Source organism: Microcoleus sp. (assembly GCF_041354475.1).
In the GTDB taxonomy this organism is placed as follows: Bacteria; Cyanobacteriota; Cyanobacteriia; order Cyanobacteriales; family Microcoleaceae; genus Microcoleus.
On sequence record NZ_JBGJZU010000063.1, the window covers coordinates 1 to 11,664 of the forward strand.

The window sequence follows — 11,664 nt, forward strand, 5'->3', positions numbered from 1 at the left end:
AAGGGGGGAAGGGGGACTTTGATCGGAATCTTGTCCCCCCCTTCTTAAGGGGGGCTAGGGGGGATCTGGATTTAATAGTCAAACAGCAATCTGTGACTAGGTTTGACGTTAAGTTGACACCAATGGGTTAGTAGTTAATAGTTAGCAGTTAGCAGTTAGTAGAAAATACAACTAATCACTAATAACTAATTAACTCATAACGACCGAAAACTAACTATTAACAAAATTCCCAATTCCCTCGCAGGATGCTGCTGGGAATCTACCAGTTTTTGCCATTTTTGCTGTTGCAGTAAGTATTTGTTGAAAAAAATACTGGCAACCTCTAAACTACGAATTTTTCAGACTGCATAGAACATCGAATCGAGAAAGCAAGGAAACTCACTCAATTTTTTTATGAATTCCACTGAACAGTTAAGTGCTGATGAATTTTTAATTAGACATAGAAACGGAGAAAGAGATTTTCGAGGTGCTAACCTCATTAAAGCTAATCTCAGTGAAGCTAATCTCAGTCGGACAAATTTGAGCAATGCTAATTTGAAAGGGGCCAACTTAATTAAAAGCAAACTGATTGGAGCTAATTTAAACGGAGCCGACTTGAGCGGTGCTAATTTATCTAAGGCCAAACTCATTGAAGCGAATCTGGGCAGTTCTAGTTTAACTGGAACCATGGCGATCGGAGCAGATTTTAGCGGTGCTAATCTCAGCGGAGCCATATTGTCTCAGGCTGACTGGAGCAGAGCTATTCTGACTGGAGCCAGTTTACTGGGAGCTTGTATGCTCAGTGGCTCCAAACTAACTGAGGCTAATTTGAGCGGGGCGACGCTGAGTCGAGCCATTATGAGTGGAGTTGATTTGAGCAAAGCAAATCTCATTAGAGCCATTATGAGCGAAATAGATTTGAGCGGGGCTAATCTGGGCGGTGCAACTCTGATTCGAGCTTATATAAATCGCGGCAATCTTGGCGGTATTAATTTGGTTGGAGCTTCTTTGAGCGAAGCAAGTCTGCGAGAAGTTTGTATGTGCGCGGCTAATTTGAGCGGTGCTGACTTGAGCGGTGCTGACTTACAATCTGCTAATTTGAATGGATCTAATTTGAACGGCGCTGATTTGCAAGGCGCTAATTTGAGTAAAGCTAATTTAAATGGTTTGATTCTGCACAACGCTAATTTGAGGGGTGCGAATTTGAACAAAGCTGCTTTGCGGGGAGCTAATTTAAGCGGTGCTAATTTGTCTGGAGCTAGCTTGCTGGAAGCGGATTTGCGCGGGGCGAATTTGAGTGGTGCTAATTTGTCGGGAGCTGGTTTGCTGCTCAGTTCTCTGGCGGGAGCAAATTTAACAGGAACTAATTTATCCGAGGCTAATTTGATTGGGGCGAGTTTGAATGTTGCTAATTTAAATGAAGCAGCTTTGGGCGGCGCAATTTTGCCCAATGGAGCTACTCACAGTCGGGATTAATCGGGTTAACTGTTGACGGTTAACGGTTAACTGAGGTCTGTGGTCAGCCAGCAGCGAACAGTCAACCGTCAACAAACTCGTGGTTTCGATCAGGCTCCTTTGCGACTATCTGAAAAATTTTGGGTTTGCCTACTTGCCAAACTAGAGACACCGTGCTAAGGTTAAAAGGTTTGAGACTTAAAATCAATAGAGGTAAAACCCCGCAGAATGAAACAATTGGGAACCCATCTGGTCGCTGATGCTTGGCAGTCTCCTGGAGACCTGCTCAACGATCCTGAACGTATCCGCCGCGCTATTCTCGATGCGATCGAAGCCGGAGGAGCTACTCTCATCGATTTGTGCGTACACCAGTTTAGTCCTCACGGAGTGACGGCTACTGCTACTTTGGCTGAGTCTCATATAGCAATCCATACTTGGCCTGAACACGGTTATTTTGCTGCGGATTTATTTTTCTGCGGTGCCGGCGACCCTCACAAGGCCATGAAGGTGCTACAGACAGCTTTGGAAGCTAAACAGGTAAAACTCACTGAGTTCACGCGCGGTTTCGAGCCAGGGGTGGGCATCTTAGGTTCTGCTTCTGAAGAACAGTATGCGCCTCGTCTGATAGAGACGGGTGCCACTAGAGTATAATCAGCCAATTAGCGTAACTTTAACTATTTTATGCTATCCTTTGCTGAAAATCCCACGGTTAGAACCGTGGGATTATTGTTTTGGAAATTTACTTTTTCATTAATAAAGGGCGAACAACTACATAACCAGCGCCGAAAGCAGCAATCACAATCAGAAAAATAGCAAGGGCTAACCACAATCCGCTCAAGTCAGAGGCTTTTTTTGATTGAGAGCGCAAACGGTAAGGAGTTTCGGGTACTTCGGTAAATAATTTTTCGGGAAGTTTATCGGGTAGTTTTTCATCTATGGAAGGGGCTGTTGGTTCGGCTGCTGCTATGGGAAAGGGGAAATTCACAGTGGCAGGGGCTGGATTTGGGGTAGAGGTGTCGTTGGGTACGGAATAGTCAGCCGGGAATGGTAAAGATGCTAGGCGAGGGGATTCCACGGTAAGATTGAATTTTTTAACCGGAGTCATTTGAGGCATCCCAGTCTGGCTAACACTTTGAGCAGAATTGACCGCTTGCTGTAGATATATGGATGCTTGAACTACTGTTTCTACTTCTCGCCGCAGTTGTTGATTTTGTTGGACTAATTGCTGATTATGAGTTTTGAGAGAGTCCAGCATTGCTTGGGCTGATTGCAACTCGGCAGTGACTTCTCGGTAGAGGGAAATAGGTACTGATGGAGAGTAGTTATTTGAGTTGGCGGAGGAGTTATGGTCAGGTAAGGTAGTATTTTGCATAATTTATAGATGGCGAGGGTGAGCTTTTTTTAGTTTAGCCTGAGAGTATTTGCAATTAGATCGATCGCCACACAATTCGTCAAGATATTTGTTACAGATAGTGAAGTCTAGTTAAATGTTAGCAGTTTCCAGTGGCTCGCTATGAACAACCACCAAACAGAAGAAAGTATGTCACAAAAGTCAAGTACCGAGGCAATGAAATACGGCGAACGCCAGATTTTAGAAGGAGAGTTAATTACCTTCCCGAATCCGCGAGTCGGGCGACGTTACTCCATTAACATTACTTTACCGGAGTATACCTGCAAGTGTCCGTTTTCCGGCTATCCCGATTTTGCGACAATTCACGTCACCTACGTGCCCGACGAACGAGTAGTGGAATTGAAGGCGCTCAAGCTGTACATTAACAGTTATCGCGATCGCTACATTTCTCACGAAGAATCGATCAACCAAATTCTAGACGATTTCGTCGCCGCTTGCGCGCCACATTCAGCCACCATTAAAGGCGATTTTTCGCCACGAGGGAACGTGCACACCGTAATTGAGGTATCCCATCAGAAGTAGCAGGCACAACCTGTTCATTTCTCGTTCCCAAGTACAGCCTTGGGAACCTTCCATGTTCTGATTTAAAATAAACGAAAAGATGCCAGAAACTTTTGAGCATTTTCAGGTTTTGAGGTAATGGCGACTAAGCCGTAAAGACGTCTGTCCACCAAAAATACCTGACCTACACCTACAGGTGCACTAGGGGAAAGGGACTGAAACTCAAATTCTTTTCCCGGATAACTACCCAGGGAAATATCGCGCACTTGCAGCAATTTAGCATTAGATGCGACCACAAATAAATCAACGGCATTATTTAAAGTGATTTTAATGTTATTATTAGTTAGAGCTAAATCTAAGTCGAAGTATTGCAGTAAATAAGTTTCTTCGTTTTTTAATATCGATCTGTAGGTATGAACAATAATCTGATTTGAAAAAGTCTCTGCATTAATTTTGGTAGTTCCTGGTATGTCGATCGCAAACAAACCTTCAGCGGAACAAAAGGGCTGCCAATCCGGTTGAGCAAGTACCCCCGCCCTGGGAGCAGATTCAGCCTGGAGGGGACTAGCAAACTTGACAACAGAGACAAATAATGTAGCAGTAACTAGGAATAAATGTAGGAAGTTCATTTTGGAAAGAATTAGATTAGCCCGATGGATTTGCGCTAGCCTAGAACTATATCCGCAAACGGGGGATTTATGTTGAATATTATATTTGCTCAACGGCGAGGCGACTTGACAGGGCGATCGCCAACTAAAACCAGTAAAACCCATATACTCGCAACTGTAAATGCTTTGCTAGCAATCTGTCTGCTTGGGGCTGTCACAGGCTGCGCCAACAGCCCCAACAGCAAGGCGATGGAAGAATCCTTCGCCGCCGATCCCAAATTAAAAGAAAATCCCGTGGCTTTGGCTTCCCCCCAGCCAGCGACACCAGTGGACACCAGCACAAACGCCAAACTCCCTCCCGATTTCCCAACAGAGATACCCCTATATCCTAATGCTCAGTTGGTCGAAGTTACAGGGCCAAGCACCCCCTCAGAACAAAATATACGACTGCGCTACGAAAGCACCGATCCGATTAATTCCATTCAAAGTTTTTATCAGAATGAGTTTGGGCGTAGCAACTGGAAAATAGTCACTCCCCCAACCCCCGACGGACAAGGTTCTGTGGTAGCCCAGCAAGATAAATTGCGAGTAACAGTGTCACTTTCTCCTACCCAAAAATTAGGAGGTGCGACAGAATTTGTGATTGCATACGACAAAGCAAATGGGGAAATTGCCAGCAATCCCCAACCTCAGAATTCCGATGCTAACCAATCTCCCTCACCAGCCCCAACTTCCTCTAATTCCGAAGCACCAACAGCCACATCATCTCCAGAGTCAAAAACCAAAAAAGTCAGCCAACAAGATAGCCAAATTCCTCAACAATTGCGGCAGTATGTAGCAGATTTAGCCTCATTGGAAGTGCTGAAAGTGCGATCGAAATCCGGTGCAAATTTAGAAACAGAAAACACCTTACCCGAACCAAACAAAATAGCCACCCGTCGGGAATATGCCCGCTGGTTAGTAGCTGCTAACAATCAAATTTATGCCAGCCGTCAAGCCAAACAAATTAGATTAGCAGTAGCATCAAGCGAACCAGCTTTTGCTGACATACCCAAAACCGATTCAGATTTTGCAGCTATTCAAGGTTTAGCAGAAGCGGGTTTAATTCCCAGTAGCATTTCAGGAGAAACTAAAGATATTAAATTTCGTCCCGATGCACCTTTAACTCGCGAAGCAATGATTCTGTGGAAAGTACCTTTAGACACTCGTCAAGTCTTACCCACAGCTAACATTGATGCAGTGAAAGAAAAGTGGGGTTTTCAAGATGCTTCTAAAATCGATTCCCAAGCATCGCGAGCAGTTTTAGCAGATTTTAACAATGGAGATTTAGCCAATATTCGCCGGGTTTTTGGTTTCACAACATTGTTTCAACCAAAAAAATCCGTGACTCGCGCCGAAGCCGCGGCTAGTTTGTGGTATTTTGGCGTTCAAGATCAGGGATTATCTGCAAAAGATGCCGGGGAAGCCAAGTCTCAACCTCCTCAGTAGCCACAGCTAAAAGCCGATATCTGTTAGATAGCCGATTTCTTTCAGAAGTCGGCTATCTGGCTATAGTATTTTTTTTATATAATTTAAATTTGATTAGCCAAAATTCTATCTATTTTCACTCACCGTCCCTCGGAAAACTCTCAATATTATACCAATTTCATAAAGTAGCGCGACATAACTACCCCCCCAACCCCCCCTTACTAAGGGGGGGCTTTGAACGGCATCTGTAGCAAATATTAAAGTAGCGCGACATAACTACCCCCCCCCAACCCCCCCTTACTAAGGGGGGGCTTTGAACGGCATCTGTAGCAAATATTGATGAAATTGGTATTATTCCGGATCTGGCCCTAGCCAGAAGGATAAATAGAAAAGAGTATTCAATTTCTGGGAGAGCGTTTTTTGATGTATAATCAGACCCCGTTTACCTTGAGAAATTTGGCAAAATGTAGCTTAGTCCTGCGCCAGTTAGGTAGAAATTCTGCTAGTATGCAAGAGACAAGTCAAAAAATTGCTGATTATATTTATCAATATTTTTATGACTCCGAAAGCTCCCAAAATTCCTGTGTTTTAGTACGTCTTTTCAAAACCCATCCCTACGGAGAATTAGACGATTCATTGCAGGCATCTGCGCGTAGCTTGATGCAGAATAAAATTCCCCCCTATGAAATGAAATGCTGGACGCTGTTAGCCTCCGCAGGAAAAGAACCCCAGTGTAATTATGCTGACGAAGCCCCGAATATCGTCATTCCCTTAGTGAATGAAGAGTTGGTAGCTCAAATGCTGCCGATTTCAGAACGGATTCTAGAGTTAGGTTTGGATATTCCTACCGTCGTGGGAATTGCTGATGAAAAAATGTTAGAAATGGAGCCAAAATTATTAAATATTTTTTATATAGACTCTGCCCCAAATAGCCCCTTTATTGCTGAACAAAATTCATTAGTTATTCCCTATGAAGTCAAATCTGTGTTGGGGATAGGTGGACTGCTTCCTTCGCGAAGTTTATTTATGGTAGAGTTATTTTTCAACATAAAAATTTCCTTCAAAATAGCAGAAGTGTTAAATATTTTAGCCGTTGCCGTGAAAACCGCCCTGTTGCCTTTTGATGGGGAAGTAGTTTTTAATAACTCCCTAAACACCCCGATAGTTATGGCTACTAACAAGATTGTTCCTAGGGAAATACTGGAAGCAAGTCAACTGATCGGCTTGAGTCGTGTGCTGGATTTTTATCAAGAGGAAATGGTCAGACACGCGAGTCGTTTGCAATCGATTATAGGAAAATTAAAGGACAAAGTTGATGAACGACATAAACAACCTTTTTGAAAAGATGGGGATTTGAAACTGGGTATTGTAAAAGGAAGTCTGCCTACACTGACTAAGCAGACTTAGAGTTAAAGGAGCTATTTAAGTACGGGATGCTAGAATTAAACCGTACCATTTATCTATCGGTATTTGTTTTTTTATTTGAAATCCTAAACTTTCAATAACTTGTCTAGTTTCGGCGTGGGTGTGTCCAGACCACAAGTGATATTCTAAAGAAAGATTTTCCACAAATTGCCAAATTTCTTTATCTTCAAATAAGGGCCATTCTGCACCTTCGCAGTCTATTTTAGCTAAATCTACTTTGCCACCAATGCGATCGATCGCCCTTTTCAATGATACCATCGGTATATCGCCGTTTTCCGTGACAGTCGATCGCGTTTTTCCCGATACTTCCCGGATATCCAGCACTACTTTACCATCTCTAGCGCCGATGGCTTCCATGAAATAGGCAAAACTGGCAATTTGAGACTGATTTTTGAGGTACTTTTCCAAGTTAGGATTAGCTTCATAGGCGTGAATCACTGCTTGGGGAAATCGGTTGCGGGCGGCAATCGAAAACAATCCCACATTGGCTCCCACATCTATAATTTTTAGCAGGGATTGAGGTAATTGCTCTAAGCCATAGCAGTCGTCTAAAAGCACTTCGATAAATTCTCCATCCATGCCTTTTTCGGAAGGCAATTTAAGTGGTTGAGTCTTGCCTTGTACAATTAAACTATCGGGTAAACTAAACTTTGCTACTCTGGGGAATTTTATCCCTAATTTTTTGGCTCTAATTTTCCGTTTCAGGAGTTGCACAATTTTACTGAATAGCATAATCAAGGGATAGCGACCTGTAGGGGTGGGCGGTAGAGCGACCTTGAAGATGTTGAGGACATTATTAATGGCTGAAATCATTGATGTTAGTGCTGCTTGGTGCTTGCTTATTGCTGATTGCTGCTTCGATACCAATAAACTCAAATTCAAAACTAGAATCTAGATAAGTGCACCCCGCGTTATTGTATATTAACCTGCGCTAGCCAACAAGAAAATCAACAATGCTAGAGTTCGATCGACTTTTTCAAACCATCGCAGAATTAGTGATGCTATACTCCCCCAGCGGCGTGGAATCAGAAATTAATCAGGGGTTAATGGAAAAATTTGCAGCCCTGGGAGTGAATGCTTGGATCGATCGCGCCGATAATGTCATCGCCCTGATTCCGGGGCGCAATCGGCAAAAGTCGATCGCCATTACCGCCCACAAAGACGAAATTGGGGCGATCGTCAAAACCATCGGTAGCCCGGGGCGGGTGGAAGTTCGCAAATTAGGGGGCGCGTTTCCCTGGGTTTACGGCGAAGGCGTTGTCGATTTGTTGGGCGACAACCAAACAATTAGTGGCATTCTCAGCTTCGGAAGCCGTCACGTCTCCCACGAATCCCCTCAAAAAGCTCAGCAGGAGGATGTTTCCCTCAAGTGGGAAGATGCGTGGATCGAAACTAAGTGTACTACTGAGGAATTAGCGGAGGCGGGAGTTCGACCCGGAACGCGGATGGTGGTGGGAAAGCACCGCAAACAGCCGATCCGCTTGAAGGACTGGATCGGGAGCTATACCCTGGATAACAAGGCTTCTGTGGCGATTTTGTTGGGTTTGGCGGAATGTTTGACCGAGCCTGCGGTGAATGTTTATTTGGTGGCTTCGGCGAAGGAGGAGGTTGGGGCGATCGGGGCTTTGTATTTCTCGCAGCGGCAGCCCTTGGATGCGCTGATTGCTTTGGAAATTTGCCCGCTGGCTCCAGAATACCCGATCGCCGACGGCGAAAATCCAGTGTTGCTGGTTCAGGACGGCTATGGGATTTATGATGAAGGGTTGAATGGGCAATTGCGCGTGGCGGCCGATCGGGCTGGTGTCCAGGTGCAGTTGGCGGCGATTAGCGGTTTTGGTAGTGATGCTTCCATCGCCATGAAGTTCGGCCATGTGGCCCGTGCCGCTTGTTTGGCCTTCCCTACCCAGAACACCCACGGCTTTGAGATTGCTCATCTAGGGGCGATCGACAATTGTGCTCGGATTCTGAAAGCTTACTGTGACGAGCTTTCCGACGATTGACCCACAAGTTTAAAAAAAACTTTCTCAAAGTGGTTGACAAATCGAGGAAGATTAGTTAAGTTAATAAAGGTGCGGAACACAAGCAAACGACGCGCCCCCATCGTCTAGAGGCCTAGGACACATCCCTTTCACGGATGCGACGGGGATTCGAATTCCCCTGGGGGTATTAAAAATCTAACTCCGATATCAAAACGATATCAAGCAACCGAAGGGTGGGCAATAAGCCCGCCCTTCTTGCTATGAGCAAGACAGGAAAATTGTCAGAATTGTTGTTGGCTGCGATCGAGATAAATTGCAGCCACCCCATCCGCCGGATTTCGCAGCACACAATCCTCAAACAGTTGTGCCGCCTCAGTAAACCTTTCCTGATTGTACAAAATCCAGGCACTTTCAAAAGCGGTTTTGGCGATCGCCTTAGCCTCCCGCACCTCCGGTAAATCGGCATTAAACACCTCATACACAGTCACCAACTCCGACTTACCTTTCACCTGAACTCGATCGATTAGCCGAATATCATAATCACTAGGAATTGTCAGCGCTGAAAAAGTATGATGACTAATTAACAGCGATATTCCATAATTTTTGGTCAATCCTTCCAGACGAGATGCCAAATTCACAGCATCACTAATCACAGTTCCATCCATCCGATTTTCCCCGCCCACAGTACCCAACATCAAAGAACCAGTATTAATCCCAATCCCAATTTTAATCGGCGCATAACCTCCTTCTTTCCTGATTAAATTGTATTCTGCCAAACTTTCTAGCATCGCAATTCCTGCTTTCACCGCATCATCCGCACTACCGCTAAACAAAGCCATAATCCCATCACCAATATATTTATCAATAAACCCATTACTCGCAGTAATACAAGGCTCCATCCGAATCAAATAATCATTGATAAACTTAAAATTATCTTGAGGTGTCATGCTCTCCGACAGCGCTGTGAAATCCCGAATATCCGCAAACAGCACCGACATTTTTTGCTGTACGTTGTCCCCCAATTTCACATCAACAATACTTTCGTATCCCAGTAAATGTAAAAATTGATGCGGCACAAACCTACCGTAAGCATCGGTTAGTTCAAATTCCGCATCCAGGGCTTTTTTTAAGTTGCGATTCAGTTGCGATAGTTCCTCAGTAAACTTTTCGCGCTCTGCTTCAATTTTTCGCCGTTCCGAAATGTCCTGAAACGCGATAATTGTATAGGAGATATTACCTTGGTTGTCAAAAATTGGAGTTCCCCAAGCTTCGATGGGAATCACCTTGTCCGCGCGGTGAATTTCTATATTGTCAGCGTTAGCATATTCTCCCCTCAATAGTTTCGGAATCGTAAAAATTTCTAAGTTATAATTTTGCTTAGTTCCTGCAATATAAATTTGATAATTTTGGACTAATTCCTCAATTGTATCTCCGGCTAAAACTCCTTGACCAAGTAACTGTTGGGCTACCTGATTGGCGTAGTAGGGTTGACCGTTGGCATCGGTGACAAACACGCCGACAGGCATTGCTTCTAGCAATTGGGACAGTCGGCTTTCGCTTTCACGTAACTGCGATTCCACTTGCAACAAAGCGGCATTTTTCACTTCCAAGCTATCCGTATAACTTTGGATTCTTTCAATCATTTTATTGAAAGTATCGGCTAGATTTCCCAGTTCATCTCTCGATTCTATGGGGACTCTAATATTTAAGTTTCCTGCTTTGAATTGGGCAATTCTTTGAGTTAAAATAATAATTGGTTTAGCTAAGATTCGTGCTAAGATAATCGCCACGAGGGTGACAAGGCTAGCAATAATTAGAGATAATATGAGTGCGGTGCGGGTTTGGGCTTCTATGGGGGCGAGAAATACTGACTGTGGCTGTACAAATAGGACGTACCAGGGGAGATTGTGTAAAGGTGCGATCGCCACTGCACTCAGTTGATTGTCCGTGGATGTTAGTCGCAACCTTAAAAAAGGTCGATCGAGAGCATTGTCTAAACCCTGTTTTAATTCGGGCAAATTAGTGGACAATTCGTCCATAGGTAACTCCGGCAACCTTCTCTCGGCTTGCAATTTTTTCACCAAATCCGGTGGGAGAGGAACTACGGATTTGAAAATTAATTCCGGTTCCGTACCGTGGGCTAACCGAATATAATTTTCGTCTAGTAAAATAGCAAAGGATTTTTGACCGGCTAAACCAGTTTGTCGGGCGATGGACTGATCCAACACAGTCGCATTATATGATACTCGCAACAACCCCACCGCAACTCCTTGGCTGTTGCGAACTAAATTGCTAAAATAAATGTTAACTAAACCTGGTTTTTTTGGGGAAAGTCGTAAATTTGAAACATAGGGTAAACCGGTGTTCAAGGGTTGTTGAAAGTAATCGCGGTTCGATTCATCTTTCCCGATATCCTCACTATAAGTGTCTAATACATTTTTACCATTGATGTCTAGCAGTGCATAGGAAAATATATTCACAGTATCTCGACGGCTGAGACTATGTAAAGTCTCTTCAACTACTTTTTTTTCCTCACTTTTAGCCCTAGACTCTGGGGGTAAACTCAGGTATTTTGAGAGTCCTGGTAACAGGGCTGCGACGCGGACATCGTTGAGATTGACGGTGATGAAAGTGTCGATGCTGACAGCGGTTTGGGAGGCGATCGCAAATAGAGATTGTTCCGCATTCTTGGTTAATATTTGTTCAGTGGCGTGTTTGTCGATCGCCGCTAGCAACATTAGTGGAATTAGCGCCACTATTAAAAAGGAGACGATCAACTTTTTGCGTAAAGTATAAAGTTTTGGCAGTCGCAAAATTTGTAAGATTAGTGTAGAAAAGA

Annotated in this window: 10 protein-coding genes and 1 tRNA gene; 7 read left to right on the forward strand and 4 right to left on the reverse strand. The window is 44.1% G+C overall.

Going from position 1 to position 11,664, the window contains the following annotated elements:
- Positions 1–393 precede the first annotated feature (393 nt).
- Positions 394–1,455 carry a pentapeptide repeat-containing protein gene (locus tag ACBR23_RS20880; protein WP_371120105.1) on the forward strand — a complete coding sequence of 354 codons (1,062 nt, stop codon included), beginning with the start codon at positions 394–396 and terminating at the stop codon, positions 1,453–1,455.
- A gap of 207 nt (positions 1,456–1,662) precedes the next feature.
- A complete protein-coding gene (gene speD, locus ACBR23_RS20885; protein WP_341731713.1) occupies positions 1,663–2,085 on the forward strand; it encodes an adenosylmethionine decarboxylase in 423 nt (140 codons plus the stop codon).
- Between the two features lie 88 nt (positions 2,086–2,173).
- Here speD and ACBR23_RS20890 read toward each other — a convergent pair whose 3' ends face one another.
- Positions 2,174–2,806 carry a hypothetical protein gene (locus ACBR23_RS20890; RefSeq protein WP_371120106.1) on the reverse strand — a complete coding sequence of 211 codons (633 nt, stop codon included), beginning with the start codon at positions 2,804–2,806 and terminating at the stop codon, positions 2,174–2,176.
- A gap of 141 nt (positions 2,807–2,947) precedes the next feature.
- Between ACBR23_RS20890 and queF the strand changes: the two genes are divergently transcribed.
- Entirely contained in the window at positions 2,948–3,367 is a 420-nt protein-coding gene (gene queF, locus ACBR23_RS20895; protein WP_340519218.1) for a preQ(1) synthase, read from the forward strand.
- A 62-nt stretch (positions 3,368–3,429) separates the two neighbouring features.
- Here the strand turns inward: queF and ACBR23_RS20900 are convergent, their stop codons facing one another.
- Entirely contained in the window at positions 3,430–3,975 is a 546-nt protein-coding gene (locus ACBR23_RS20900) for a hypothetical protein (RefSeq protein WP_340519217.1), read from the reverse strand.
- A 69-nt stretch (positions 3,976–4,044) separates the two neighbouring features.
- Between ACBR23_RS20900 and ACBR23_RS20905 the strand changes: the two genes are divergently transcribed.
- Together ACBR23_RS20905 and ACBR23_RS20910 are read left to right on the forward strand one after the other, a co-directional pair.
- Entirely contained in the window at positions 4,045–5,442 is a 1,398-nt protein-coding gene (locus ACBR23_RS20905; RefSeq protein ID WP_371120107.1) for an S-layer homology domain-containing protein, read from the forward strand.
- A gap of 402 nt (positions 5,443–5,844) precedes the next feature.
- The gene (locus ACBR23_RS20910) at positions 5,845–6,762 is read left to right on the forward strand and encodes a histidine kinase (protein ID WP_371120108.1); all 918 of its coding nucleotides are present in this window, start codon (positions 5,845–5,847) and stop codon (positions 6,760–6,762) included.
- Positions 6,763–6,843: 81 nt separating this feature from the next.
- On the opposite strand, the gene ACBR23_RS20915 is transcribed toward ACBR23_RS20910, so the two are convergent.
- On the reverse strand, positions 6,844–7,659 hold the full coding sequence (locus ACBR23_RS20915) for an FkbM family methyltransferase (RefSeq protein ID WP_371120109.1): 816 nt from the start codon (positions 7,657–7,659) through the stop codon (positions 6,844–6,846).
- Between the two features lie 140 nt (positions 7,660–7,799).
- On the opposite strand from ACBR23_RS20915, the gene ACBR23_RS20920 reads away from it, so the two are divergent.
- Both ACBR23_RS20920 and ACBR23_RS20925 read left to right on the forward strand, forming a co-directional pair.
- Positions 7,800–8,846 carry a M42 family metallopeptidase gene (locus ACBR23_RS20920; protein ID WP_371116991.1) on the forward strand — a complete coding sequence of 349 codons (1,047 nt, stop codon included), beginning with the start codon at positions 7,800–7,802 and terminating at the stop codon, positions 8,844–8,846.
- A gap of 93 nt (positions 8,847–8,939) precedes the next feature.
- Positions 8,940–9,012 (forward strand) — tRNA-Glu (locus tag ACBR23_RS20925).
- A gap of 94 nt (positions 9,013–9,106) precedes the next feature.
- Here ACBR23_RS20925 and ACBR23_RS20930 read toward each other — a convergent pair.
- Positions 9,107–11,638 (reverse strand): adenylate/guanylate cyclase domain-containing protein, encoded by a 2,532-nt coding sequence (locus ACBR23_RS20930; protein WP_371120110.1) that lies wholly within the window; start codon positions 11,636–11,638, stop codon positions 9,107–9,109.
- Positions 11,639–11,664: the final 26 nt, after the last annotated feature.

Bases quoted from the DNA above. Each gene is read 5' to 3' on its own strand.
- ACBR23_RS20890 (WP_371120106.1), bottom strand. From the start codon at position 2,806: ATGCAAAATACTACCTTACCTGACCATAACTCCTCCGCCAACTCAAAT.
- speD (WP_341731713.1), top strand. From the start codon at position 1,663: ATGAAACAATTGGGAACCCATCTGGTCGCTGATGCTTGGCAGTCTCCT.
- ACBR23_RS20880 (WP_371120105.1), top strand. From the start codon at position 394: ATGAATTCCACTGAACAGTTAAGTGCTGATGAATTTTTAATTAGACAT.
- ACBR23_RS20915 (WP_371120109.1), bottom strand. From the start codon at position 7,659: ATGATTTCAGCCATTAATAATGTCCTCAACATCTTCAAGGTCGCTCTA.
- queF (WP_340519218.1), top strand. From the start codon at position 2,948: ATGAACAACCACCAAACAGAAGAAAGTATGTCACAAAAGTCAAGTACC.
- ACBR23_RS20905 (WP_371120107.1), top strand. From the start codon at position 4,045: ATGTTGAATATTATATTTGCTCAACGGCGAGGCGACTTGACAGGGCGA.
- ACBR23_RS20920 (WP_371116991.1), top strand. From the start codon at position 7,800: ATGCTAGAGTTCGATCGACTTTTTCAAACCATCGCAGAATTAGTGATG.
- ACBR23_RS20910 (WP_371120108.1), top strand. From the start codon at position 5,845: ATGTATAATCAGACCCCGTTTACCTTGAGAAATTTGGCAAAATGTAGC.
- ACBR23_RS20900 (WP_340519217.1), bottom strand. From the start codon at position 3,975: ATGAACTTCCTACATTTATTCCTAGTTACTGCTACATTATTTGTCTCT.